This window comes from Limimaricola hongkongensis DSM 17492 (assembly GCF_000600975.2).
GTDB classification, from domain to species: domain Bacteria; phylum Pseudomonadota; class Alphaproteobacteria; order Rhodobacterales; family Rhodobacteraceae; genus Limimaricola; species Limimaricola hongkongensis.
The window spans coordinates 166,411-190,263 of the sequence record NZ_KK088652.1 but is presented as its reverse complement, the minus strand read 5'-3'; the positions used below and the strand labels follow the sequence as shown (position 1 = coordinate 190,263).

Here is a 23,853-nt window from a genome sequence, read left to right as displayed (position 1 = left end):
CGATTTCCTCAGTAGGGCCGGAACCGCGCACCCATCGCGTAACGGCGGCGCTTCGGCTTGCCACCGCTCTGGATGGTGCATTGGGTGTCGGCTTCAGCGATGAGCTGGTCGAGGCGGTTCATGTCCGCGCGCGTGAACTTCACCATGTCCTCGCCAAAGCGGGTTTCGCTTACGGCCTGCCCGGTAATCAGCTCACGGCGGACACGCTTCAGGTCGGCCAATTCGGCGCAATAGTCAGTCGCCATTGCTCGGCTCCCTCCGGCCTTCCGCTGCCGCGCCCTGCGGCCCGGCACCCTCGCCGCCCGACATGCGCCCGAACGGCGGTGTAATGCCCGCGGCGCGCATGCGGGCGGCCTCGATCGCGATCTGGTCGACCGTCTCTTCCCAGTCGTCGCCCTGCTCGGCGCAGATCTGTTGCAGCGTGGTCGATCCCTGCTCCAGCCGGAGCTTGTTGGCGAGCGCGTCCTTGTAGGGGTCGGCGCTGGGGCGCGGCGGGCCACGCCATTCGCTGTCGACGACCTTGTCGCGGTTTGCCGCGAAGGCCGCGTAGCCGCCCTTGATCGGAATGCGCCCGGTGCCGATGGCCTCGTCGAGCCATGCCTCGTAGATGCCCTGCGCCAGCGGCGCGATGATGCGCTCGCGGCGCCGAACGGTGATCGGCCAGATCGAGGCCGTCGCCATGCGGGTGCTCGAATAGCTGGCGTTGGAGTGATCCATCGTCAGGTTCTCGAACGTCACGCCCAGGCAGCGCGCCATCTCGCGCAACAGGTTCTGCTGGAAGGGCAGATACTGCGGGCCCGGCGTCACCGCGCCATGCAGCTGCAGATTTTCGCCCGGTCCGAGGTGGTTCACCTGACTGGCATCGCCACCGATCGAGAGCGCCTTCGACTTCAACGCATCGAGGCGCTGTTCCCAGACGGTGAACAGGTCGCCGGCCAGGTCGGATGCACCCTCGAACTGCTCGGGATCGTTCTCTTCGAGGTCATGCAACTGTTGCAGCGCCTGAAAGGCAACCTCGCTCGGCTCGGGGCTTTGGATCGTCGCCGCGAACGCGGTCTGTAGCAGAGCCGTGGTCAGGGTCGCGTCGGCCAGTTGATCCGACTGCGCGATGGTCCGGAACGCCGGCGCCATGGGTGAAATGCCGCGAGGGCTGTTCGGGGTCGCGCCGCGATCCATGACGTGCAGGACACGCATCAGCACGCCGTCGCGAGCCGGAATGTCGGCATCGACGTCGAGGCCTGAAGACGCGCGGCGAAATCGGTAATGCGTCGGGCGACCCGTCGCGTCGTGATAGATGCCCTGGTCCCAGCCCTCCATGGGGCTGGTGTGCTGCGTCAGCCGATGCGGCGAGACGAGGCGCACCTTCGTGCCGGTCTGGATGCCATAGCGGCGGCGGTCGGCACGGCCCATGAAATCGAGCACGGCCAGCGCTTCGCCGCCGGCGAGGTAGTAGCGCGCCGCGCCATCGAGCATCTCGCCAACCGTCGCTTTGCCTTCGAGGTCGCATTCCCACGGGGTCCACGACCAGCGGCGCCATTCCTTCTCGACGAGGCGGCACCAGTCGGCGCGTTCCTTCTCTTCATAGCCCAGACCCTTGAGGTCCGGCTTGGCGTTGAGCTTCAGTTCGGCGCCGATCATGTCGGCGATGATCTGGTCGGCCGCGCCGCTGATCCAGCCACTGTTCTGCAGGAAGTCGAAGGCCAAGCCGAACGACCGGTTCGCGGCCTCGCGCACGTCGAGCTTCACATCGCGAGTCACGGCGCGGCGCATCGACAGAACGCCCGTGCGGTCATGGCCCATGTAGCGGGCCTGCGGCGTCACCGCGCGCGGCGCGCTGGTCTTGGGCGCGGCGGGCGCAGTCGAGCGGCGAAACATGTCAAGAATCGCCATCAGGACTCGCCCTTCAGACGCCACACGCCGTCGTCAAATGTATAGACGTGGCGGGTGGCCCACTTCCGGCGCAGCTTCTGCCAAAGGGTCAGCGGAGCGGACCAGACATAGGCCGGGCTCATGGAAATCAGGCGATCCCCCACCGCCGGTCCATCGATCGCCGGACCGTCGAAGGGCCATGAATGCTGATGCGTCATGAGTACCCCTTCCATTTTGCGCGCCGGCGGCGGAGTTTCGGTTGCGCGACCGGGGTCGCCTGTTCTTCGGCGGCCTCTACGGCCACCTCTTCGTGTTCTGCTGTCGCGTCTTCGACCGGAACACCCGTGCGCCGCGGCGCCTTCACCAGCCGTACGGGAAGCGAGAGCATCGCCGCGTGGCTCAGGATGAAGCAGTCGAGCGCTTCGTTGCGCTCCTGCCCCTGCTTCAACTTCCAGCGCCGCACTTTGCGACCGTCCTGGTTCACCTGCATCACCGCCTGCTCGGCGGTCAGCTGCTCGAAGTAATCCGCCGAAAGCCCCGTTGCCGGGAAGTGGACCGCCTTCGGGGTCGGTCCCTCGCCGGGCACGATCCGCAGCCGCGCCGCGAGATCGTCCTTGCCGGTATCGACGCCCACGGCCCAGAGCCGGTCGCCCGCGTTCTTCGTCTTGAGCAGCGCCTTTCCCCAGATGGGTTTGGAGCCGCGGTGATCGTTACCCACGCCCTTCGTGGCGTAGATCTTCCGGCTGGCCCGCGCCCGCGCGAAGCTCAGCACCATGGCGCCACGGTGGCCGCCGCTATCGATGCAGGCCGCTCTGACCTTCAGCTTGCGCCCGCCCTCAATCGTGAAGACGCTGTCGCGCAGTGCCCGGTCGAGATCGTCCCAGACCGCCAGCTCCGCCGTGTTGCCCGGCAGCACATCGTGTCGGATCACCCAGGCCTCTTCGCCGTCGCCCCACGCGGTGTAGGTCACCTCAAGGCGGTCGTCCTGCGTGTCGGCGCCGGCGGTGACCAGGCGCACCCAATCTGGCAGCGTGTCGCCGTCATAGGCTTCGAGACGGGATGCCAGAGCGTCGGCATCTGCCGCCTCGCCGCGCTCCTCCCATGCCTCGCCCTTCACCTCGTTGACCCACTGCCGCAGCGCGTGCGGGAAATCCTTCGCCGCAAGGAACTTTGAGACGATCCCCTCGAGCGTCAGCCATGGGCTCATAAAGCCCGAGACCGCAAAGCTCGCAGTGCCCTTGAACGGCTTCGTCGCGATCCATTCGCCCTTCGCGATCGCGCGCCACCGTTCGGCGTCGGACCACAGCGTGCCGCAGTCCGGTGCCTCGCAGGCATAGTGCGCCGTTTCCGGCTTGTGCCCCGTCTCGTCCTTATCCCAGACGACCTGCTCCCAGCGCAGCACCTGCCGATGCCCGCAATGCGGGCATGGCACATGGTAATGCCGCTGGTCGCCCTCCTGAAACTTGCGCTCCACCGTCGAGAGCCGCATGTCGCCCGGCGTCGAGCCGACCAGCGTCTTACGGTTCCAGAAGGTCGCCTGCCGCGAAGATGCGAGCGCGAGGGGGTCGCCGAAGTCACCGGCGCTGGCCGGGTACTTGTCGACCTCGTCGGCCAGCACCACCCGGATCGGGCGCGAGGCCAGATCGTTCGGCGTGTTGGCTCCCACGATGGCCATATAGCCGCCGGGGAAGCCCTTCTCGAGGATCGTGTTGTCGCTGTCGCGCGACTTGGCGTCCTTGATCTTGCCCCGCAGGCAGGGCGTGTCCCGCAGCATCGGCGTGAGCCGCTTCTTCGACCACGTCTCCGCCATTTTCACGGTCGGCTGCATGATCAGAATCGAGGCCGGGTCGCGGTCAACGAAGTAGCCGACCACATTATTGATGATTTCAGTCCAGCCTACCTGGGCGGGCTTGCGCACCACCACCGTGTGCGCCTTCGGATCGGTGATCGCGTCCATGATGCCGCGCTGGAACTCGGCGCGGCTGGTTCGCCACCGGCCCCGCTCGGCGGAGCTTTCAGCAGAGAGGACTCGGTTCTCGTCAGCCCATTCGCTGAGCGTCAGCTTCGGCGGCGGCGTCATCGTCGCCGTCAGAAGGTCCCGCAGCATCCTGCGGATCGCCTTCTTCTGGGTCGGCACCGAATTCAAATGTGACGCCGCTGATCTCATCGAGAGCCTCATAGATCGCGTCGTCGATCATCTCCTTGACCGCGGCGGTGTCGGGCGCGAGATCAACCTTCGGCGCGACCGAAGCGCCGATCGACATCAACCGGGCCCGGCACGCGGCGAGAGCGGCTCCGACCTCGCGGCCGACCAGGTCGATCGCGACGACCTCGCCTTTCGCTTTTGCGAGGTTCAGCTCAGCGGTCGCGGCTTCGGCGGCCACCTTGCGGCGCTGCGCCTCCTTCATGTCCATCGCCGCGAGGTTGCCAGACGCCGCAAGCGCGGCCTGCTCTTCGCGCCAGCGGATCACATCGGCTGGCCGGTATTTGGCAGCAACGCCCTTGCGGCCCTTGCGCTCGACCGGGCAGCCCTTGCGTTCCCAAGCGCGGATCGTGTCGGTCGTGACGCCACAAATTCCGGCGATCAGGGTCTGGCTGACGAGCGGGTGATCGACGGCTGATGGCATCGGCTTCGCGCCCCTTCTCACCGGCCCCTTGTTTTACTGGGGGTTACCGAAGTTGACCCGGATTTGAGATTTCAAAAACTAGCCATATCTCGGGCTGCTGCGCCACCGCCTGTTTTTTTAGCCGGGGCACGGTCCCTTTCCTGGGGGGGCGGTGTTGCCTCCCAGCCACACCGCCCCTAACCGTGTCCGATCTGCCACACCTGCCGTTACCCTACGACCCCATCCGTCAGCCTCAACACCTCGTGCTCGATGCGCGGCCCGAGCTCGAGCGCGACGTCGGCAAAGGCTTGGCGGCTCTGGTCCTTGACCATCTCCTGACGGGCTGCCGGGCCGTAGCCCATCTTCGGCAAGTTTTCCCGCCCGGACCTCTGGCTGAATGCCCCGCTGTTGCGGAAGACATGCCCGCCCCCGACGAACTTGCCGCTCTTATATGTGCCCGCGTTGATGAAAAGCCCGGGATATAGGCGGCGATTACCCCATGGGCTGGCCTTCACGCCGCCCTTGAACTGCTTCGCCTTGAAATACTTCAGCGGGATGGCCCGCCCCGTTGATGTGATCCGGTATTCGAGTCCGGACTGATCCGGCTCGGATTTGCTTTGGCCGTAGTTGGCGCGGTATCGACGCAGCTTTCCGTGGCGGTCCAGATCCCGAAGGCTCAAACCCATTTGCTTTGCGAGCGACCTGCGGACCTTCGTCCATGCCTTGTCGCCCGTGTGGTTGATCCCGCGCCGGAATGCGTCATGCGCCTTCTTCCGATCGCCCAGCTTCTCGACCGCCTGCTCGAAGCGGATGTGGTTGCCGGTCTCGTCGTAGGTGAGCTTGATGTCCATCGCGCACCCCTTGATGTCTTGTGCCCGCCCCTGCCCATCGGTCGTTCACGCCACCTTCGCAAGTGGGCCCGGCGACCGTTGACGCCCCGCGGCGCTGGTGCAGTTGGTCAGAGGGTGACGGGCGGCTCCTCGGGAAAGGCCCGGGCCTTGCGAAACGTAAAACGCCCGGCGGCTTCTATGCCCCGGGCGCAATTCGGTTAACCGCAAACTGTCAAGGAAATCGTATTCTGTCAAACATTTTGTTCCCCGGCCTTACCATCGCGCCGCACTCTCGCCTTTCAGGGCGTATACGATACGGCTGTGCTTTACTGCCCCTGCCCGATCGCAAGCAGCGCAGCGGGCACGGGCGACTACCTCGGCAACTGTTACCTCGGGGTCGGGCACATCGGCGACCGTTAGAATCGCGTGATGCCCGCAGCGGCATTCCATCGCGGCCAGCTGGGTCATGGCCGCGCTCAGCCCGAGATCTTTTCGGCAATAGCGGCCGCCGTCTGACAGGCCACGGCCAAGGCCGTTACGGCCGATGCCCATCGGGACAGCCGCGCGACCCTTTCAGTCGCCACTACCCACGGGTGATCGTCCCGGAATATACCGCCATAGGGGACCGACAGCCGCGGCACCCGGTTGAAGGCCGCCCAGGCCCAGAGGGCGGCTGAGATGGCCCCAAACCCGATCGACGCCCATTCGAGAGAATCATGCACCCTTGGCGCTCCTATTTAGGCCGCCAGCGATCAACTTGTCTTGCAAGGTCAGGGCCAGCGCTAAATCCCCAGATCGCCCCGATAAACATGAAGACGGACGCACCCGCAATACCGCCGAAGACGCCCCCGACAATACCGGTTCCATCACCAAGAATCAGTCCAAGCAGACCACCACCAACCGTTCCTGCTATCCGCCACTTCATGTCATCATTCCTCATTTTGGCTTGAGGAGTTCTGGTTCAAAGTAATCCCGACTTCCATTCCATCGATGCAATTGCTTCCCGCAGGACAAGCAGGCGTTCGCCCCCTTATCGCGCATAGGGAAATCTTTGTATGGCACTCGATGCTCCACGCCGCAGTGCTCGCAGGTGAAATTCTGATGCCCGTCATAGATCATGAGGTTCTCCGTTCTTCAGATCCCGAATATGCACCAAGACAGCCACGCCCAGAACCTTTTCGGCGTGCTCAGCTCTGCTAGGCGCCCTAGGCGCTCAGCATCAGTGATGGCGCCCTATCACTCTGCATCTCCCCACGGCTGCATACTCGGCATCGCATCCGTGATCGACACCTCGCGCAGCATACCGCACGCCTTGAGCGAACGGCGGATGTGGCTCAACGAGAACCACCAGTCCTGGTAGTTGGCCCGGGCCCGCGCAATCGCGCCGGGCGTCGGGTGCAGATGGCAGGGCACCCACCGCAGCTCATGGCGGCGCGAACGGCGGATCGCCTTGGCCGGGTTCTTCGGATGCGCCACCTCGAAATGCTCAACCCAGTGGCCGCAGACCTCCGCCTTACCCTCTTCGAAACCGGGCGCTCTGTCGCGGCGCCACTCCATCGGCTGCCAGCGCGGCACCGCGCCCGGCATCCAGTTCGGCTCTAGCCCGGCGCGGGCCAGCTCGGAGACGCGGATTGCCTGCCGCAGCCCTCCGAGGTCGCCCGGAAGGTTCGACACGATGGCGGCGATGGTCTCTGCGTCATCGTGCGGTTCGCTGCTGCCGATCGAGGTATCGATCTGCACGCCGCCCAGGCGCGCGCGCTCCATCAGAACATACTCCATCCCGAAGCCAGAACCGCGCTCCTCGATCGACCGGCGCTCCGGCAGCTCCAGCTGCGCCGCCTCGCGACGAAACGCCCATTCCAGCGCCGCCTGCACGGGCATCGGTCCGAGCTTGGTCCGCCGGGCATCGGGCCGAAGCTTCGGGGTAGGCCCGCGCCAGATACGATCCGGATAGACGGCCCGGGGGCGTGTCGGAGTCGGCTTTACCTCGCGCTGCGGCCTATGCTCGAGCCAATCGTCGATCAAGCGCCGCTCGGTTGCCGTGATCCTGTCAGCCATTCTGCTCTTTCCCTCGTCGTGACCGGCCTGCGCCGGCATGTCGTTGCTGCTCGGGTATTTTCACCGGCGCGGCCTCGACCCGCGTCGGTGCTTCGTCACATTCCTAGGCGTCGATCTCCCAGCCTCGCGGACCGGCGTCACCATCGGGCACCTCTTCGACCGCCATGCTCATGAACCGGCGGCCTTCGGGTGCGTCCAGAGCCGAAGCCTGATCCCCGAAGTAGCTTGACGCGCCAACCTCAGCGCGAAGGCTGCTCAGCACGTCGCGGGTGGCGCGGAGCCGCTTCGGGGCGACCTGATGGCAACAGAACGCGCCCCAGACCGCATCGGCGGTGGGCGTGTCTTGATCGTGCCCGGTCATGGGCGGCCACCTCCCATTCGGCGCCGCTGCGCGGTTGCCTTGCTCTTGGCCTGCTGCTTCTCGCGCTGGCGCTCCCAAAGTTCGGCTTGCGCTTTCGCTGAGAGCGGGGCGTCGAGCTGAAGGGCCTTGTATTCGGCCCGGAGGCGCGCCTCCCTCTCGCGCCTTGCCGCGGACGCTGCCTCGCGAGCCTCAATCGCCTCGATCTCTTCTGGCGTCAGGCTATCGGGATCGATGGCTTCCTTGCGAGCGATTGCCTGCATGCCAACCATCATCGCAGCCATTATGCCCATTCCATTGTGCCCGTTCATTCCCGCTCCCTCCCAGTCGCTTCATCAGCCCGCGAATGGCGGCCGTCCTTGAACGCCCACATCCCGCAGCTCGGGCAGATGCCGCGCTCCGGATCCGGCGGCGTAATCGGCGCCGCGTCACCCCGATCCCAGTCGTCATGCTCTTCGCGATAGGTCACGCTGCCATCTCCTGCTGAACCGCTTCATGCCCGCCCGCTTCAGCCCGAGCGATGACGCGGCGGTTGCGAAGCCAGGCGAGGTCGTTGTCGACAGTGTCGGGCGAGCAGCCCAGCGCGACGGCGATTTCACGCGACAGGATGCCCGGCTGGTCGATCACCATGCGATGCACCGCGCTCCGGCGCTTTGCCCGCGGCCCGTCCTGATCCCGCAGGTCAGGCGGCAGCTTCGGCTTGTGGATGCCCTCTGCCTTCAGGAAGGCCCGCATCTGTGCGCCCAGCGCGGTTTCGACCTGGATGCGCTGGGCGCGGGTCCGAGGCACGGGGCGCAGGATGTCCAAGCGGCCGATCATGCGGAGAGCCTCGGCACGGGAGACCCGCTTGATACGGGTCAGGTAGCGGTACTCAGCCAGCTCACCGGGAGACAGGCGATCGAAGCCCCAGCGGCGCACGTTGCCCGCAGCGATCTTGTCGCGACTGGCGCGCAGCGCATCGAGAACCTTCTTCCGCAACTCCGGGTTCTTCATCCGTTCTGCGGTGATGGCCGGGGTCGGGTCGTGCCATTTGCGGCCAAGGCGCTTGGCGTTGCGCTGGCAGGTGTTGCGGTTACGCCCGAGGTTCTCGGCGGCTTCGAGCGAGGTCCACCCCTTGTCGAGCGCGGCAAGCCATTCGGCGTCGGTCAGCTGGCGGCTCATTGGCCGTCCCCTTGTGCCGGCGTCCCCTCGCGCTGGGCGGCGGCCATGCGGTTCGCTTCGCCCAGCGCGGCGATCTGCGAGCGGTCCATGGTCTCGGCCTGCATGCGGCTGGTACTGATCACGGGATCAAGGCGTTCGCGCACCCGGGCAATGGCTGCGCGTGTTTCAGGATCGGCCTGATCGACGCGACCCAGCGCATGCAAGATGCTGGTGTGATCCCGCACGAACGCCTCTCCCAGTTCGGTGGTCGAGCGGCCCGTGATCTGCTTGGCGATCCAGATCGCGGCGTGGCGCGGGCGGACCGCGCTGGGCTTGCGGCTGTTGCCTCGGATGGCGGCGTCGGAAACGCCCCATTCTGCAGCACAGGCGGCGATGATGCTTGCGATCGGGTCCCGGCGCTGGGCGGCCAAGGGATCGACGCGCTGGGCGGTGACGGGCGTGTGGTAGGTCAAGCCGAGCCCTCCCCCTGCCCCATGCCTGCCCGCATCAGCGGGTTCGCCTTCCGGGCGGCGCGCAACGCCTCCATCTCTGGGCTGTCATAGGCCACGGTCTGCGACCAGTGCGGCTGCGGCGCGGCGCCGGCATCGATATCGAGTTCCTCGACGCTGGCTGCCATGGGGCGCGTGGCGACCTGACCGAAGCGCTTGGGCGTGAAGCCTTTCGATGCGAGGATTCGGGCGGCTTCCTCGGCGCTGCAACGCCCCTCTCGCTGAGCGCGCTGTTCTGCCTCCCGCTCCTCCTGCGCCTTGCGGCGCCGGGCCAGCTCGTCGGTGATCGGCTGAAGGCGGCGCTGCGCCAGCATGCGCACCTCGGCAGGAGACGGGCGGCGGGCGATGGTGCGGTCAGCGTCATCGAAGCCCCCCTGCACCGCCCAGCCCGGGAGGTCGCTCAGGGCGCGGGCGAAGCCTTCGAGCGTCCGGGCAAACTCAGCGTCGGAACGCTCGGGCTTGTAGTGGAAGCCTAGCGTGACGCGAGCGCGGCGCTGGATCTCGGCGGCCTCAGCGCGCCCACGGGTCGCTCGGATCAGGTCCTCGGTCGATTTCGCCCGCGGCAAGGCGACGGAGGTATTCGTCATGGCGTTGGTCGAAAGTTCCGTTCCGGTCATGGCTGTGGCCTTTCGTGCGCTTGGGGGTGTCGGTGGGGTTGAGGGGTTCGGCGGCGAGGCGGCGGAGTTCTCCGGCGAAGCGCGCCATCGGCTTGTCGAAGAACTTGAAGCTGTTCGGGGGGCCGTCCGGCTTGCGGGCCATCGTCTCGGCGATGACGGTCAGCATTTGGTCGAGCGTCAGGCCCAGATCGGTCGACCAGCGCCTGGCGATGGCCATGTCGATCTCGGTGCCGATCTGGCAGCCGCTCGGGCCGATGATGCCCGAGACGGGATCCACGCCGATGGCCTCGAGGAACTGCTCCCGGATGGTGGTGACCTCGGACGGCTCGCTCGCCTGATCGCCCGCGCTACTACCACCACCATCTACTGTTGGGTTATTGGGTTGTTGGGTAGGTTGATCCCCGGATGTATCCACGGTGATATCCGTGGATTGATTCGGTTCTTTTCTTTTCAATGACTTATCTGATTTCTCGCCGTTTTCCTCGGGCGCAAGTTGCGTTCCCTCAGGTTTCGCGTAAGTGCTGCTTTTTGGTGAAGCGCCAGATTTTCGGTCACTCTGCTTGCGCGATCCCTCCTCTACGAATGCCGCCTCTTGGCGCAACCGCTTGGAGATCAGGGTGCCGTCGCTGACGGTGAAGAACTCGCGGAGGGTCGGACCGATCCGGCTGCCCCAGAGCCGGGGCGAAACGCGCGAGACGCGGGCCAGACGTTTGTCGTCGTCGGGAAAGTCACAGCTCTCCCGCGTCCACATGGCCATCAAGATCAACATGTAGGCCCCGACCTCGTCGGCGGCGAGATGCTGGGTGTCTCGCTGGAAGGCATCGACCCAAAGGGGGCACGGACGCTTGGCGCGGGCACGCTGGGCGTTGAAGTCGGTCATTCCTGCTCCTTCCAGCTGCGGACCAGAGCCGCTGCTTCATCTACAGAGCGCGCGACCCCCCAACGGCCGCCCATGGCTTCGATGTCAGCGCCTACGGCGCGCTGCTCAGCTGTGGGGTGGTTTCCCGGCGCCTTGACCTCGATCGCCCACACAGAGCCGCACCAGATGACGAGCAGGTCGGGAAAACCCGCGAGGGTGCCCATCCGCTTGGCCTTCTGCACGGTCTGCATGGCACGCTGGGAGCGCCACTTCGTCTCGTTCGGGCTGTGGTGGATCACCGCGCCCGGCAGTGCCGCGCGCAGGTAGGCGAGGATCGCGCAATGCACGGGTCCCTCACGATCAACCGGCTTGGCTTTGATCTTGGGTGCGGCGCTCATTGCTCAGCTCATGCCCAGCGCGGCTTTGTACATATCGAGCACCGCCTCTCCCTCGGCGATGTCGTCTGCGTCGCGTTTCCTGAGCGCGATGACCTTGCGCAGGATCTTGGTGTCGTAGCCGCGCCCCTTGGCCTCAGCCATGACCTCCTTGATCTGCTCGGCGATGTCCTTCTTCTCGGCCTCGAGATGCTCGACGCGCTCGATGAACTGGCGCAACTCCTCGCCCGCCGCATTCTCGGCGTTCGTCCGCACGGCCACGTCTTCGGGGGTTTCCTTCATCCGGGCCTTGGCCGCCTTGGGATCGAGGGCGGGCGGCAGCGCGTCGAGCAGCACGAGTCGCTTCTCCGTACGATCGGCAGGCCCGACCACGCCCAGCGCCTCCAGCGACGCGATGATCTCGCCTGCGCGGTACGGCCCGACCATACAGGCCTCGCGGATGCCCTTCACGGACACCTTGCCGGTCCGGATGACATAGGCGGCTGCGCTCCGGATCATCGGGTCGACGACCGCGGCGGCGATGACGTCAGCCTCGGAGGGGATGGGAATGGCGGTCTGCTCGTTCATGGTCGTAATCCCTTTGTGAATGCGGGGGCACGAGACCCCCGCCTGCCATCTCAGGCGGCGCGATAGGCCGCCCGCGCCTTGCCGTGACCGGCACTGTCGTCCTTCACGGCATGTCCGAGATCGACGAGCTTGCCGCCGGTCCTGACGGGAAGGACGACCGGCGCTCCGCTCGCAGCGCGGATCTGGTCGAGGGCAGCTTTCTGCGTGGTGGTGAGGTCGGACACGGTGGTTCTCCTGTTTCGGTTCTGCCGCTGATCCCCGCGGCCGGGATCGGGTCAGGCGGCGAACCGCGCGGTGTCGTTTCCCCAGGCGGTCCAACCGGGCCGTTCCTGGCGGGCGAAGAGCTCGAGCTTGCGGGCTTCGGGCCACGCGGCATCGATCTGGGCATGCAGGGCATCCGGCTTGCGGCTGTGCTCGCGCTGCTGCCCGGAAATGACGGAGTCGGCGAAGGGCGCCGGGCGCGGGCAGTCGAAGCGGCCGCGCTTGCAGATCAGCACGAGCTCGTGCCGGTTGCGCGCCCAGTACCCGGTGCCGATGCGGTCCTTGGTCCAGACCAGCGACGACACGTAGCGAAAGCCCCATGCCCGCGGGATGGCCATGGAGCGATCCAGCATGGGCGAGGTCGTCCACATCAGCAGCAGCGCGGCGGGGGCCGCCCAGCGCGCCACGGGCAAGGCGCAGATCTCTTCGTCCCGCATGCAGGGATAGTGGCGGCGAGGGTTGCGTCCAGGCTTGGCCTCGCTGTTGGAGGCGAAGCGCCAGGGCGGATCCGCGAGGATGATGTCGAAGGGCCCCATGCTCAGCCCTCCCCGTCGGTCAGGTCGGCGCGCTGGGCATGCAGGCGGCGCGGCAGGCGGCCCGACAGGTCGCGGCGCAGGTACTCGGCGCCCTCGTCGGTCTCCATCTTGGCACGGACGCGGTCCTCGATGGCGGTGGCGTCGAAGCCGGCCATCTCGCAGATCATCTGGAAGCTCGCGCTGCCGATCCAGCTTTCGGGCACGTCGGCGCGGCGCTTGCGGTCGAGGCGGTCGGTCAGCGCGCCGATCAGGCAGCTGGTGAGCACCGAGGCCCAGAGGTTGCGGCAGCGGGCGCCATCTGCCGGGTCGTTGGTCGAGAACCAGCTATTGGGCCACGGCATGCGCTCGGCTTCGGGAGAGGCAGAACCGGCGGCGATGGGTGCGGAGGCCTCGGGCGGACTGGATGCGGCGAGCCTGCGGGGCGCGTCGGGTGCTTCGGCGGCGGAGGCATCCTCTTCGGCGGCCAGACGGCGCAGCGTGGCCAGCAGGTCCTTGTGCTCCACCGGGGTGTCGGCGACCGCGCCCAGCGCGTCGAGGATCGATGAATGGGTCATGCGGGTGTGCCCCCTTCCTTGAGCCAGAGTTCCAGCTTGGCAGTGAGGATTTCGGTGAGCAGCGACATGACGCTGCGGCCCGTGTAGCCGGGCGAATGGCGCAGCCGCTCCGCGCTCTCGCGCAGCTTCTGCAGGTTCACGCCGGGCAACCACCGGCCCAGAGCCGCGCCGTCGATGCCCGGAACGGCGCTGGTTGCGTCGACGAGGGCCTGCAGGATCTGCGCGTCCCAGACATAGGCGCGCTGGCCCTGCATGCTCGCGCCCAGCGCGCGGAGCGCTTGGTGCAGATCCCCGGCCCGCCCGGTCTCCACGAGACGGCGGATCAGGCCGATGGCGTAGATCTGACCGGAGCGGCGCTGGGCGGCCGGTAGGGCCACCGTCATCAGCTCGCACCCGGCATTGCGCACGACGCGGTCGCAGTCGACGGCCCACGCTTCACCGGCGGCAAGCGCGGCGCGGTAGATCTGTGTCGGGCTGACGCGGGTGGCGTCGCCGTTGATCCCGGCGAAGGCGGCGGCCTGCGCCGCGGCATCAAGGTTCACGAGCCATGCGGGCACATTGGTCTTCCCGGCGAGCGCGGCGGCGTGGGTGCGGTGCTGACCGTCGATCAGCGCGTACTTGCCCGGCGCGCCGGCGGCGGCAGGCGCGACCACCACGGGCGAGAAGCGGTCCCACGTGAAAGCGGCCGCGATGCGCAGGATGATCGCGTGGTTCTCGGCGAGTAGCGGGCGCTGGTAGCGGTCGTCGATGACGAGATCCTCGATCGCCACCCACAGGAGGCTCGGGACCCGGTCTGCCGCGGCGGTGGGCACGGGCGCGAGGCCGGTGATGTCGATCGTGCGCCACTGCGCTGCGTGTTGGGTGCCGCCGCCGGCCCGGGAGGAGCCAGCGGCGGCGGCATCCGGCACCGCCAGGGAGGAGGAGAGCGAGCCGGAATGGGTCATTGCATCATCTCCCCACGCACGACGCGGTCGCCTACCTCGGGCATCAGCTCGTCGGCATGGTACGGGCGATGGGCTCGCACGTCGGTGTTGCTGGGGTTCACGCGAAAGCGGTCGGACCAGCCCTTGGCACGGCAGATCATGCCGATGCGCTGCGGGGTCTCGTCGAGCGCCTCGGCGAGGTCGGTCACGCTGCAATCCCAGCCAATGGGCTTGGCTTCGGCCCAGATGCGATAGGCAAGAGCTTCGGAGCGCGGGGTCATGCCGCACCCCGCATCGCCCGAACCGCCGCCAGCGCGCGGGCCGCGGCCTCTGCGATGTCCACCAGCTGCGCCTCGGCCTCGTCGAGGCACCCACCCTGCCCGGCGTCGATCAGCGCGGCGGCGCCCTCGCCGCCCTCCTTTATGAGGCTGGTCGCATGGGCCAGCAGCGCCGCCGGGTCGGTCGGCAGATCGTCGGAGCCCTCTGACTGGATAGCGTCGAGGATGCGGCGCGAACCGGTCAGGTGGTAGATCGCCACCGCGTCGGACAGCGACCATTCCCGGGTACCGTTCATCTTGCGAGAAAAAGCGGCGTAATCGGCTGATGCGCCGGCGCCGCCCCAGTACTCGGCGATCTCCAGAGCGGCACAGGCCTGCTTGGGAAAGTGCTTACGTACCGCGCCGCGCATCAGCGTGTGCAGGTAGGACCGGCTGTCAGGCATGAGGGGCAACCTTATTGCTTTGCACCGCGCCCTGGCTCGCACCACCTTTACGGTATGGATCAGACGCAATGCATTGATAGGAAACGGCCTCGCGGACCTGTGCGGCCATGCAAGAATCCCGCTGGTTGTGGGCGCAGGGTGCAGTTTGGCGAGGACCGGGCGTACGGGGCATGTGCGGGGCTCAGGGCTGGGAGGGGAGGAGCATCAGGCGGCGGTGTTCTCGGGTGCGATGTGCCCGTTGCCGTTCGGGGCGGTGTAGGCCCAGATCCGCTCGGCCACATCGATGGTGCACCCCCCACCGGCTTTCAGCCGATGGTACAGGCGGCTGTTTCCGACCGCCCGGCTGGTCACGGTGGCGGGCGCGATGCCATGCCGCTTGGCGTAGCTTTCAATGCGGGAGATGAGCTTGTCTCTGGTCATACCGCACAATAGGGACTTTTGTCCCCTCATGGCAAGGGACAATCGTCGCCTTTCGGGCCGGGCATACGCAACGGTACATTTGGGCATGGCCAAGACGTTTCGCGATGCATTTCTCGCCCACCTCGAACGAACCGGCACGCCCGTGAAGCGCGTTGCCGAAGAAGCGGGTGTTTCCTACGAGCAGCTGAAGAAGCTGAAGGGCCGGGAGGGCAGCTCGACCAATGTCGAGGACGCCGTGAAGATCGCCCGGTATTTCGGTTACAGCCTGGACGAGTTCATCGAGGACCGGACGGTGCAAGACCGAGCTGAGATAGTCTCACTCTACAATCAGCTGACACCTCGTGAGCGCGCAATTCTTCGAGCTGCTGGATCAGCCGATCGCGATCCTGCCCTTGAGGGATAATCACGGCTTGCCGCAGCGCATCCAGAACCTCTTGTTCCCGCGGGCTCACACGATGTTCCTCCCTCCGAGCAAAACCAGAACTTAACGTGAACACTAACTGCTCCGACGCCGGTGTCCAGACGTAGCGTCATATAAACCTATGGGCGATCTGCCGGGTGGGTTAGGGTTCGATTCTATGCTGTCAGCTGAGGGACATGATATGCGAGTGCTGCGCTTTCTGATGCGTCTGGTGGTTGGGGCCGTATTCGCCCTGATCTGTACGATCACCCTTTCGCCGGCCTTCGCCGCAATGATGCCGGGCGAAGAAGGCGGTGAGGCGACGGCGGGTATCATGGCCATCGTTTTCATTGCCATCACAGCCCTATGCGCCTTCGCGCCATCAATGCGGCGGGCTTTCGGTCGAGGCTGCCTTATCACGGGCGCAGCGATGTTCCTTCTGCCTCTCTCCACCATGTTGCTGTCCGGCGTGACGGCCAATGAGGTCGTCGAAGCTGCCGCCGAGGCTGATCGCGGCGCGGCCGTCATCGGTACTGGTTTGGCTACCGGGGCCTTCACTCTTGCCGCCGGTTTCATCGGCTTCATTCTCGGCTCCATTTTCTTAATAGCCGGACTGATCCTCTCCCTCGGGGGGCGGCGGGAGGTGGTGGTCTACGAGGACAGATCTAGAGCCAAGCCGCAAACTACAGTCGATGCACGGCCCTCCATGCGCGCAGATCCGACAGCACTCAACGCTCGCGTCAGGTGAGCCAGCGGGCGAGTGGGAGAAGGCCGATCGGGGCGGCCTGTACAATAACCGGTTATCAACAAGGAGTGTGAGAGCTTGGCGAAGAAGCGGAAGCTCCTAGATCAGATGAGAGACAATCCACGCGGCGACTGGTCGCTTGGGGACGTAAAAACGCTGGCAAAACAGGAAGGGCTTGAGCTACGATCCCCCTCCAGAGGGAGCCACTACGTCATATCAAGTCCGCATCTGCGAGACAGCGTGACGGTGCCGCACAACCGGCCAATAAAAACCATATATATCAAGTTTCTAACTGACTACACGCTAGCGCATCGCGACGCGCTCAAGGGAAAGGGTAAGGCCACATGATCCAGTACCCCATGACGATCATGCCTCTCGCAGACGAGGACGGAGGCGGCTACATCGCGTTTTTCCCTGACCTTCCAGGCTGCATTTCCGACGGCGAGACGCCTGAAGAGGCCGCGAAGAACGGAACGGATGCATTTGCCTGCTGGATGGAAGCCCAAAAGGAGCGCGAGGCTGATATCCCTGCTCCGAACAGTCACCAAGCGGAGCGGGATGCCGAGTTCGAAGCCATGGCAAAATCCGTTGCCAAGCTGACGGCTGAGCTCGAGCGAGCGAACGAGAGGGCTCGACGGCTCGAAAGATCCGGAAAGTGGGCCGGCAAAAGCCAAAGATCTGCTGAGGGTGGCATGACGTACAAAGCCCTGTGGCCGGAAGCTTCGGCGGTCGCCTGAATTCGGCATCCGGACCCATTAACCAGCCCCGCCTTCAAGCGGGGCTTTTTCGTTGCCGCCGGAGGTTGTGTGACCCCCGGCGGCGGTTCACCATCAGGTCACCACAACCAACGATGGAGAATCGGGAATGCCCATTTATTCAGTCTCGTACGACTTGCGTCAGCCCGGACAGAGCTATGATCGACTTACGGAGGCGCGTCGAAGCTTCTCACACTGCCATGCTCAGGGCTCGCTATGGTTTGTCGAGGCTGCAGGTCCCGCTGCGGCGCTCAGGGACGCCCTTATGCCACTGGTAGACCGCAATGACGTCTTATTCATTGATGAGGTCGGTTCCGCTTGGGCCGGATGCAACATGGGACATTGCGCTCAATGGCTGAACGACCGCGGGCGCTGACGGGTCGGCGGGGGCTGGGCAGCCGGTTCCTTGCTGGCAATTGATCATCTTGGATGGAGGCAGGAACGCCTCTGGGTCGCTGGCCCAAGCTAGCGCCTGCTGCGCGGCATAGAGCCGATCGTAGTTAGGCGCCTCCGGATCGGCTCGCAGTGCCTCGCCGATCCGATCCAATTCGCGCTGAACGAAGCCTGTCACTTCTCCTCGCCCGGCCCCGTGCCGGGCTTTTTCATGCGACGCCGTCCGGCGCTGACAGGGGTGATATAGCACGTGGCTCGAATCAAAAAAGGGGACAAAAGTCCTTTTATGTGTTGACGGGGACAAATGTCCCCAATAGTTTCCTTTCCATACCGCAATCCTGCGGCAAAGGGAGACGCCCATGACGACCACCCTTCCCGACATCCCCATCCGCTGCGTGCAGACCGGAGGCCTGAGCGGGCCGATCAGACAGGGCCGTTTCACAACGAAGGTAGCGGTCTTTCCGGGCGGGCACCTCGCCTTCGTCATCGAAGGCCGCCCGGTCGTCGGGGCGATGCTTCCGGGCTATCCGCGCAAGGCGGGACCGCACCCGGACCCCGCCGCCGCGGCCAAGGTGCGGACATGAGCGCGCCACACAGGCCCACCGAGGCGCAGATCTCCGACCTGATCGAACGCTTTTCGCCGCGCCAGCTCGCCATCGGCTACCTGCGCGCGCAGCACCGGGCGCGGCTCGCGGCAGCAGAGGCCGAGACCATGCTCGACATCGAGGGATGGCTGCGCGGTGCATCCAGCGCCCAGCGCGCCGCGGTGCATGAGGGAGGGCGGAAATGGACATCGGCTTCATCCGCATCGGCAACCGGGTCGCCTATGGCCCCATCCGCGCCCGGCGCCGCAACCGCATCACCATCATTTGCGATGGCCGCCCCCTGACTGGCTTGGCCGCCCCGAAGAAGAAGAGATCGAAGTGATCCAGCTTGCCCCTACCCCCCGCGCGGCGCGCAAGCGGCCACTTCTGAACCGCATTCGCGCCGACTGGCGCCTCCGTTTCAACACGACTGCCAACACGAATGGCGCGCCCCGTGCGTCGCGACTGCTCAGCGACGAAGAGATGGCCGAGATCGAGCTGTTGGAGCGCGAGATGGACGCCCAGCGCGAACGCGAGACCCTGTCGCCTTGGGCCGAGAAGCGCGCCGCGTTTAACGATCGGATCGAAGCTCACGAGACTCGGGCCGAGCGCCTCGAACGCGTGGTCACCACCGTGCTGGCTTTGATCCTAGCGTCGGCAGGGCTGCTCTGGGCGGTCGACGCGATCTGGATGGCGGTGACCGCCGATCCGTACCTGATGGAGTTCTAAGATGCTCGACATCCACGACGATTTCGCCCGTTTCATGGACCGCATCAGTCCGATGCCCCGCAAGCGCTGCCACGAGGCGATCCTCGCCGAGATCCGCGAACAGGCCAACGCGGCCAGCATCGAGCGCGCCGGCGGCGATGTGGTGATCCGCCTGCACGGGCTGATCGGGCGTGGCCGCGACGAGGCGGCGGCGGTGGGCGACTGGTTCTGCAGCGCGAAGGTGGCGCGGCGGAAGCAGGCGGAACGGAGGGCGGCTTGATGGACGGCGGCCTGTTCACGGGCTTCCCGACCGCCGCGCCCGGCGCCGATCTGCCGCCGCTGATCGCTGACAGCTTCGCCGGCGGTGGTGGGGCCTCGACCGGGATCGAGATGGCCCTCGGGCGCAGCCCTGGCGTAGCGATCAACCATGACGAGATGGCGCTGGCCATGCATGGAGCGAACCACCCCGAGACGCGGCACCTGACCTCGAGCGTCTACGCGATCGATCCGCGCGACCTGGTGCGTCCGGGCCAGCGCGTCGGGCTGGCGTGGTTCTCGCCCGACTGTAAGCACCACAGCAAGGCGAAGGGCGGCAAGCCGCTCGAGAAGAACATCCGCGACCTCGCATGGGTCGTGGTCCACTGGGCCGAGCTGGTCCGCCCCGAGGTGATCTGCCTCGAGAACGTCGAGGAGTTTCAGGACTGGTGCCCGCTCGGGCCCGACCACCGGCCTGTCGCCGCCCAGCGCGGCGCGACGTTCCGGCTGTGGGTCGGGCGGCTTCGCAAGCTCGGCTACAAGGTCGAGTGGCGCGAGCTGCGAGCCTGCGATTTCGGCGCACCGACGATCCGCAAGCGCCTGTTCCTCGTCGCACGCTGCGACGGGCGCCCGATCATCTGGCCGACGCCAACGCATGGCGCGCCAGACAGCGCCGAGGTACTGGCCGGGAAGCGCAAGCCGTGGCGCACGGCGGCCGAGATCATCGACTGGTCGATCCCTTGCCCATCGATTTTCGACACCAGCGAGGAGATCATGCGCAAGCACGGCGTTCGGGCGATCCGGCCGCTGGCCGAGAACACGCTCAAGCGGGTGGCGCGCGGGATCCAGCGGTTCGTGATCGAAGCGCGGCAACCGTTTCTCGTGACCTATGCCCAGCACGGCGGCGCAATGCGCTCGGGCTTCGACCCCGTGCACACGATCACCGCGAGCCTGAAGGATCAGAACGCCTTGATCATCCCTACGCTGGTGCAGACCGGCTATGGCGAGCGCGAGGGCCAGCAACCTCGCAGCCTCGACCTGCACAAGCCCATCGGCACGATGGTCGCGGGCGGGGCCAAGCATGCGCTGGTCGCGGCCTTTCTCGCCCAGCATAACGCTGGGGCGAAGATGGAGCGCCACGCCGGCCGCCCGGCCACCGCGCCGATCAGCACCCTCACAACGCGGGGCACGCAGCAGAACGTGGTGGCCGCGACCATGATGAACCTGCGCGGAACGGCCGAAGCGCAACTCGCGGGCCGGTCGATCGAGGTGCCCGCGCCGACCGTGACATCGGGCGGCAACCACGCCGGTCTCGTCGCGGCCTTCATGACCAAGTACTACGGCCAGGGCGAGGGTCAGGATATTGGCGAGCCGTGCCACACCCTGACGACCCGCGACCGCTTCGGCGTCGTCACCGTCGAGATCGGCGGCGAGCCCTACGCGATCACCGACATCGGAATGCGGATGCTCACCCCGCGCGAGCAGTTCCGCGCGCAGGGCTTCCCCGACAGCTACATCATCGATCGCGGCGCCGACGGGCGCCCGATGCCCAAGACCCACCAGACCCAGAAATGCGGCAACAGCGTGTGCCCGCCCGTGGCGGCCGCGCTGATCCGGGCCAACTGCGCCCACCTCGCCGCCGACCGCGTGAAGGAGACCGCAGCATGAACGCCCTCACCCCCACCACCATCCACGCGACCTGCAAATGGTTCGACCTCGCCCGCGGCTACGGCTTCGTCACCACGCCCGGCATCCTGCTGCACTCCAACACGCTCCTCGCCGCCGGACGCAGCACCATCGCGGAAGGGACCGGCCTAGAGGTCGAGATCCGCACCACCCCGCGCGGCGTGCAGGTTGACCGGGTCGTCGGCTTCGATGCGCTGGCGCCGGTCTTGGCCGGCCCCACGGTTGCCGCGCGCGTCCGCTGGTTCGACGCGGCGAAGGGCTACGGCTTCGTGCAGCTGCTCGGCGAGGAGCGCGACGTGTGTCTCGGACGCGACGTGCTGCGCGCAGGTGGCCGGGACGACGCCGCGCCGGGTGAAGCGCTGGCGGTGAGCGTCGTGCAGGGTGATCGCGGACCGGTAGTTGCGGCAGTTGGGGAGTGGGTGTGATGGGGGATTCGTACTCGGACCGTCACATCACCCAGCGGTATATGCGGCGCTACGGCAACACGGCCCGCGTCCGCTCTTGGACCGGAAAGATGGTGCACATCAGGACCGAGAATGGCGTCTGGCGCACCGGCGGCCGCGGCTACACTTGGGCTGGAAAGCCTGACGCCTGGGTGCTGCCCTTTGAGGAGGCGGTCAAAAGGATCAGCCACTGTGGCCCGGAGAAGCACGGCGCGTTCATCCTTGCAGAGCCCGACACCCCGCGCCGCCCCGAAGATGACACCATCAAGGCGCTGGAAGCAGACGCGGCTCTACACAAGCGAGCCGCCGAAGAGTGCCTCTAGGCCGCCACGCTAATGCGCGATCGACAGCGGCTTGGCGACGTGCGCCGGGCGTTGCGCCCCGCTCCCAACCCCGCACCGGAGGAGTGATCCATGGCTGCTGCCACCGATAGTCGCCTCGAGCGGCTGATCCGCGCCAGCGAGGCCGCCGGGAAGGTGGTGCGCGGCGCGAAAGTCGACGGCAAGGTGATCGAGCTCACCTTCGGAGATGAGCCGCCCGTGAAGTCGGTCGCCACCGACGCCGATCTCGTGAACTGGAAGCGCAAGTGACGAAGAAGGATCTGCCGAAGTTCTGCTACCGGAAAGGCGCGAAGGGATACGTCTACTTCCAGCGCCGTGGCGGCAAAACGCAGCGCATCCATAGCGAACCCGGCACTGCCGACTTCGCGGCCGAGTATGCGATGCTTCTGCGCGGCCGACAACCGACGCCTGCGAAGACGATGAAGGGCCTCATAGCCTCGTACATGGAGAGTAGCCGCTGGACCGACCTCAAGCCGGTGACGCAAAAGGGCTACCGGCGGCATCTGCGCTACTTTGAGGACGTGATCGCCGCTGTCGATCCGCGCACCATGAAGCGGGTGCATGTGATCGAGATGCGCAACGCACTGGCTGACACACCGACCGACGCGAACCGGAAGGTCGGCGTCCTCTCGGTCTTGTTCGAGCATGCGATCGACATTGGTTGGATCAACCAGGGCGCAAACCCTGCGAAGGATGTGGCGAAGCTCAAAAGTACGAAACCTAAGCGCGAGGCGTGGCCGAGCGAGATGATCGCAGCCTTCCGCCGCGAGGCCGGGCCCCGACCCCTTCGGGCTTTCGAGCTGCTGCTGGGGACCGGCCAGCGCGTCGAGGACGTGCGTACGATGCGATGGGATCAGATCGAGGATGACGGCATCCGTGTGCGGCAATCGAAGACGAGCAATGGCATATGGGTGCCTTTTACGGACAGCTTGCGAGCGGCGATCGCCTCAATGCCGCGGCATGGCGAAACCATCTTGGCGCAAGAGAACGGCAAGGCCTTCGCTTACCAGACGCTCTGGGCCGACATCATGGCGGTACGGAAAAAGATCGGCGCTGAGCGGTGGGACATTCACGCGCTGCGGCACGCGGCGGCCAGCGAGATCGCGGCATTGCCCGGCATGACCGACGAGCACATCATGGCGATAACGGGCCACAGCAGCAAGGAGATGGCCCAGCTCTATGCGGGTGCGGCGCGGCAGAAGGCGCGGGCGATGGAGGCGCAGAAGGGCCGAAAGTGACCCACGGAACAAAGGCAGGCATCTTCGTGAACGTTGAAACTGGCGTTGAAACGGAATTTTTCTACACAGAGAAAACAGCAGGTTACGGCATTCTGGATACGTTTCAGGAACATCTCCTTGGTGAGCGTCGTGCCCTTGCGCAGGCTCAGAAGCTCCAGCATCTGGTATTCCTTGCCGGTCAGATGCACGGTCTGCCCGCTGGCCTCGACCGTCTTGGCGTCGAGATTGACCGAGACCGTACCGGTTTCGATCACCGATTGGGCATGTCCCTTGGAGCGGCGGATGATCGCATGGATGCGCGCCACCAGCTCGTCGCGGTGGAATGGCTTGGTGAGGTAGTCGTCGGCGCCGAAGCCAAAGCCCTTGAGCTTGCTTTCCGTGTCGTCGTCGCCCGACAGGATGAGGATCGGCGTTTCGACCCGGTTGAGCCGGAGCTGGCGCAGCACCTCGTGGCCATCCATGTCCGGCAAATGCAGGTCCAGAAGGATCAGGTCGTAGTCATACAGCTTCGCAAGGTCGATCCCCTCTTCCCCCATGTCGGTCGCATAGACGTTCAGGTTCGCATGGGTGAGCATCAGCTCAATGCTTTTCGACGTGGTCGGGTCATCCTCAACCAGTAAAACGCGCATTCCTTACCCTCCGTGATCCGGCTTCACCGCCGGTGGCAAGTAAGCCACCTGACGGTTAACACCTCGTTACCCTAGGGAAACAATGGCACTGCACCTTAAGGTTGTCTATACTTTTGAATAGATGTGGCGCGCAGCCCTTCCGCGCCATGCCGGGACGCCAGCCTTTCCCAGCTTTGAAGCTCCTCTTCCGACAGGCCATAGGTCTCGATCGCATAGTCGCGTGTCACAAGACCCACGGCGAGCGCCAGCAGAAGTCGCGCCTTGCGCGAAGCGACCCAGCGCGCGGTGTCCGGCGGCGGCAGATCCGCGCGCGTGATGATACGCCCGTCGGGCAGCGTCACCGCCCGCGGTCCCTCGATCTTCTTGAGATACATTCTCACCCTCCTTTCACCCCGGCGTGAGCCTGCCGCGGCGCGGCTAAGGAGGCGTGAAGCCGGGGGGTTGAGAATGAGG

The 23,853-nt window shown here is 66.0% G+C and carries 37 protein-coding genes and 1 pseudogene; 12 read left to right on the top strand and 26 right to left on the bottom strand.

Annotated elements, in window-relative coordinates; genetic code table 11:
• Positions 1-8: 8 nt before the first annotated feature.
• The 24 genes and pseudogenes from gpW to LOKHON_RS09080 form a co-directional block, all read right to left on the bottom strand.
• Positions 9-245: a gpW family head-tail joining protein gene (gpW, locus tag LOKHON_RS09180; protein ID WP_017928645.1), complete on the bottom strand. Its 237-nt coding sequence runs from the start codon at positions 243-245 to the stop codon at positions 9-11.
• The gene (locus LOKHON_RS09175; protein ID WP_017928646.1) at positions 235-1,890 is read right to left on the bottom strand and encodes a phage portal protein; all 1,656 of its coding nucleotides are present in this window, start codon (positions 1,888-1,890) and stop codon (positions 235-237) included. Before LOKHON_RS09175 ends, gpW begins: the two co-directional genes overlap by 11 nt.
• Positions 1,890-2,087, bottom strand: a complete 198-nt coding sequence (locus LOKHON_RS09170) for a hypothetical protein (protein ID WP_017928647.1) — start codon at positions 2,085-2,087, stop codon at positions 1,890-1,892. Before LOKHON_RS09170 ends, LOKHON_RS09175 begins: the two co-directional genes overlap by 1 nt.
• Positions 2,084-4,006: a phage terminase large subunit family protein gene (locus tag LOKHON_RS09165; protein WP_064483976.1), complete on the bottom strand. Its 1,923-nt coding sequence runs from the start codon at positions 4,004-4,006 to the stop codon at positions 2,084-2,086. Before LOKHON_RS09165 ends, LOKHON_RS09170 begins: the two co-directional genes overlap by 4 nt.
• Positions 3,909-4,496: a MerR family transcriptional regulator gene (locus tag LOKHON_RS09160; RefSeq protein WP_017928649.1), complete on the bottom strand. Its 588-nt coding sequence runs from the start codon at positions 4,494-4,496 to the stop codon at positions 3,909-3,911. The genes LOKHON_RS09165 and LOKHON_RS09160 overlap by 98 nt, the downstream gene beginning before the upstream one ends.
• Positions 4,497-4,702: 206 nt before the next feature.
• Positions 4,703-5,326: a hypothetical protein gene (locus tag LOKHON_RS09155; RefSeq protein WP_017928650.1), complete on the bottom strand. Its 624-nt coding sequence runs from the start codon at positions 5,324-5,326 to the stop codon at positions 4,703-4,705.
• A 1,215-nt stretch (positions 5,327-6,541) separates the two neighbouring features.
• Positions 6,542-7,363: a hypothetical protein gene (locus tag LOKHON_RS09150; protein ID WP_245631450.1), complete on the bottom strand. Its 822-nt coding sequence runs from the start codon at positions 7,361-7,363 to the stop codon at positions 6,542-6,544.
• Positions 7,364-7,466: 103 nt separating this feature from the next.
• Positions 7,467-7,724 carry a hypothetical protein gene (locus tag LOKHON_RS09145; protein ID WP_017928652.1) on the bottom strand — a complete coding sequence of 86 codons (258 nt, stop codon included), beginning with the start codon at positions 7,722-7,724 and terminating at the stop codon, positions 7,467-7,469.
• On the bottom strand, positions 7,721-8,032 hold the full coding sequence (locus LOKHON_RS09140; RefSeq protein WP_162561782.1) for a hypothetical protein: 312 nt from the start codon (positions 8,030-8,032) through the stop codon (positions 7,721-7,723). The genes LOKHON_RS09145 and LOKHON_RS09140 overlap by 4 nt, the downstream gene beginning before the upstream one ends.
• Positions 8,029-8,190, bottom strand: a complete 162-nt coding sequence (locus LOKHON_RS16155; RefSeq protein WP_162561781.1) for a hypothetical protein — start codon at positions 8,188-8,190, stop codon at positions 8,029-8,031. Before LOKHON_RS16155 ends, LOKHON_RS09140 begins: the two co-directional genes overlap by 4 nt.
• On the bottom strand, positions 8,187-8,882 hold the full coding sequence (locus LOKHON_RS09135) for a hypothetical protein (RefSeq protein WP_017928654.1): 696 nt from the start codon (positions 8,880-8,882) through the stop codon (positions 8,187-8,189). Before LOKHON_RS09135 ends, LOKHON_RS16155 begins: the two co-directional genes overlap by 4 nt.
• On the bottom strand, positions 8,879-9,334 hold the full coding sequence (locus tag LOKHON_RS09130) for a helix-turn-helix domain-containing protein (RefSeq protein ID WP_017928655.1): 456 nt from the start codon (positions 9,332-9,334) through the stop codon (positions 8,879-8,881). The genes LOKHON_RS09135 and LOKHON_RS09130 overlap by 4 nt, the downstream gene beginning before the upstream one ends.
• Positions 9,331-9,957: a hypothetical protein gene (locus tag LOKHON_RS09125; protein ID WP_026147497.1), complete on the bottom strand. Its 627-nt coding sequence runs from the start codon at positions 9,955-9,957 to the stop codon at positions 9,331-9,333. The genes LOKHON_RS09130 and LOKHON_RS09125 overlap by 4 nt, the downstream gene beginning before the upstream one ends.
• Positions 9,881-10,867, bottom strand: a complete 987-nt coding sequence (locus LOKHON_RS09120) for a DUF1376 domain-containing protein (protein WP_017928657.1) — start codon at positions 10,865-10,867, stop codon at positions 9,881-9,883. The genes LOKHON_RS09125 and LOKHON_RS09120 overlap by 77 nt, the downstream gene beginning before the upstream one ends.
• On the bottom strand, positions 10,864-11,244 hold the full coding sequence (locus tag LOKHON_RS09115) for a VRR-NUC domain-containing protein (RefSeq protein ID WP_017928658.1): 381 nt from the start codon (positions 11,242-11,244) through the stop codon (positions 10,864-10,866). Before LOKHON_RS09115 ends, LOKHON_RS09120 begins: the two co-directional genes overlap by 4 nt.
• Before the next feature lie 3 nt (positions 11,245-11,247).
• Positions 11,248-11,523: a DUF2312 domain-containing protein gene (locus LOKHON_RS16470; protein WP_026147498.1), complete on the bottom strand. Its 276-nt coding sequence runs from the start codon at positions 11,521-11,523 to the stop codon at positions 11,248-11,250.
• A gap of 57 nt (positions 11,524-11,580) precedes the next feature.
• Positions 11,581-11,739 (bottom strand): annotated as a pseudogene (locus tag LOKHON_RS16465) (DNA translocase FtsK); the annotation flags it as partial.
• Between the two features lie 119 nt (positions 11,740-11,858).
• Positions 11,859-12,032 carry a hypothetical protein gene (locus LOKHON_RS16150; protein ID WP_017928660.1) on the bottom strand — a complete coding sequence of 58 codons (174 nt, stop codon included), beginning with the start codon at positions 12,030-12,032 and terminating at the stop codon, positions 11,859-11,861.
• A gap of 51 nt (positions 12,033-12,083) precedes the next feature.
• Complete coding sequence (locus tag LOKHON_RS09105; protein WP_017928661.1) at positions 12,084-12,605, bottom strand: MT-A70 family methyltransferase; 522 nt, start codon at positions 12,603-12,605, stop codon at positions 12,084-12,086.
• Positions 12,606-12,607: 2 nt separating this feature from the next.
• Positions 12,608-13,159: a hypothetical protein gene (locus LOKHON_RS09100; protein WP_017928662.1), complete on the bottom strand. Its 552-nt coding sequence runs from the start codon at positions 13,157-13,159 to the stop codon at positions 12,608-12,610.
• On the bottom strand, positions 13,156-14,103 hold the full coding sequence (locus tag LOKHON_RS09095) for a ParB N-terminal domain-containing protein (protein WP_017928663.1): 948 nt from the start codon (positions 14,101-14,103) through the stop codon (positions 13,156-13,158). Before LOKHON_RS09095 ends, LOKHON_RS09100 begins: the two co-directional genes overlap by 4 nt.
• Entirely contained in the window at positions 14,100-14,363 is a 264-nt protein-coding gene (locus LOKHON_RS09090) for a hypothetical protein (RefSeq protein WP_017928664.1), read from the bottom strand. The genes LOKHON_RS09095 and LOKHON_RS09090 overlap by 4 nt, the downstream gene beginning before the upstream one ends.
• Complete coding sequence (locus LOKHON_RS09085) at positions 14,360-14,803, bottom strand: hypothetical protein (protein WP_017928665.1); 444 nt, start codon at positions 14,801-14,803, stop codon at positions 14,360-14,362. The genes LOKHON_RS09090 and LOKHON_RS09085 overlap by 4 nt, the downstream gene beginning before the upstream one ends.
• Before the next feature lie 204 nt (positions 14,804-15,007).
• Entirely contained in the window at positions 15,008-15,223 is a 216-nt protein-coding gene (locus LOKHON_RS09080) for a hypothetical protein (protein ID WP_017928666.1), read from the bottom strand.
• A gap of 85 nt (positions 15,224-15,308) precedes the next feature.
• Here LOKHON_RS09080 and LOKHON_RS09075 point away from each other — a divergent pair, with 85 nt between their 5' ends.
• From LOKHON_RS09075 to LOKHON_RS09030, 12 genes are all read left to right on the top strand, one after another.
• A complete protein-coding gene (locus LOKHON_RS09075) occupies positions 15,309-15,626 on the top strand; it encodes a helix-turn-helix domain-containing protein (RefSeq protein ID WP_017928667.1) in 318 nt (105 codons plus the stop codon).
• A 205-nt stretch (positions 15,627-15,831) separates the two neighbouring features.
• Positions 15,832-16,371: a hypothetical protein gene (locus tag LOKHON_RS09070; RefSeq protein ID WP_162561780.1), complete on the top strand. Its 540-nt coding sequence runs from the start codon at positions 15,832-15,834 to the stop codon at positions 16,369-16,371.
• Between the two features lie 341 nt (positions 16,372-16,712).
• Entirely contained in the window at positions 16,713-17,105 is a 393-nt protein-coding gene (locus tag LOKHON_RS09065) for a type II toxin-antitoxin system HicB family antitoxin (protein WP_017928669.1), read from the top strand.
• Positions 17,106-17,875: 770 nt separating this feature from the next.
• Positions 17,876-18,100, top strand: coding sequence for a hypothetical protein (locus LOKHON_RS09060; RefSeq protein ID WP_017928670.1), 225 nt, complete (start codon positions 17,876-17,878; stop codon positions 18,098-18,100).
• A complete protein-coding gene (locus LOKHON_RS16145) occupies positions 18,097-18,405 on the top strand; it encodes a hypothetical protein (protein ID WP_162561779.1) in 309 nt (102 codons plus the stop codon). Before LOKHON_RS09060 ends, LOKHON_RS16145 begins: the two co-directional genes overlap by 4 nt.
• A 34-nt stretch (positions 18,406-18,439) precedes the next feature.
• A complete protein-coding gene (locus LOKHON_RS09055; protein WP_017928673.1) occupies positions 18,440-18,829 on the top strand; it encodes a hypothetical protein in 390 nt (129 codons plus the stop codon).
• Between the two features lies 1 nt (position 18,830).
• On the top strand, positions 18,831-19,088 hold the full coding sequence (locus tag LOKHON_RS09050) for a hypothetical protein (RefSeq protein ID WP_017928674.1): 258 nt from the start codon (positions 18,831-18,833) through the stop codon (positions 19,086-19,088).
• On the top strand, positions 19,088-20,731 hold the full coding sequence (locus LOKHON_RS09045) for a DNA cytosine methyltransferase (RefSeq protein ID WP_017928675.1): 1,644 nt from the start codon (positions 19,088-19,090) through the stop codon (positions 20,729-20,731). Before LOKHON_RS09050 ends, LOKHON_RS09045 begins: the two co-directional genes overlap by 1 nt.
• Entirely contained in the window at positions 20,728-21,174 is a 447-nt protein-coding gene (locus LOKHON_RS09040; RefSeq protein ID WP_017928676.1) for a cold-shock protein, read from the top strand. The genes LOKHON_RS09045 and LOKHON_RS09040 overlap by 4 nt, the downstream gene beginning before the upstream one ends.
• A complete protein-coding gene (locus tag LOKHON_RS09035) occupies positions 21,174-21,515 on the top strand; it encodes a hypothetical protein (protein WP_017928677.1) in 342 nt (113 codons plus the stop codon). The genes LOKHON_RS09040 and LOKHON_RS09035 overlap by 1 nt, the downstream gene beginning before the upstream one ends.
• A gap of 90 nt (positions 21,516-21,605) precedes the next feature.
• A complete protein-coding gene (locus LOKHON_RS16140) occupies positions 21,606-21,782 on the top strand; it encodes a hypothetical protein (protein WP_017928678.1) in 177 nt (58 codons plus the stop codon).
• Positions 21,779-22,771, top strand: a complete 993-nt coding sequence (locus LOKHON_RS09030) for a tyrosine-type recombinase/integrase (protein ID WP_017928679.1) — start codon at positions 21,779-21,781, stop codon at positions 22,769-22,771. The genes LOKHON_RS16140 and LOKHON_RS09030 overlap by 4 nt, the downstream gene beginning before the upstream one ends.
• Here LOKHON_RS09030 and LOKHON_RS09025 read toward each other — a convergent pair.
• Positions 22,711-23,400 (bottom strand): response regulator transcription factor, encoded by a 690-nt coding sequence (locus LOKHON_RS09025; RefSeq protein ID WP_281177650.1) that lies wholly within the window; start codon positions 23,398-23,400, stop codon positions 22,711-22,713. The two genes, LOKHON_RS09030 and LOKHON_RS09025, sit on opposite strands and share 61 nt — an antisense overlap.
• Positions 23,401-23,495: 95 nt before the next feature.
• Positions 23,496-23,774, bottom strand: a complete 279-nt coding sequence (gene sciP, locus LOKHON_RS09020) for a CtrA inhibitor SciP (protein WP_017928681.1) — start codon at positions 23,772-23,774, stop codon at positions 23,496-23,498.
• Between the last annotated feature and the right edge of the window lie 79 nt (positions 23,775-23,853).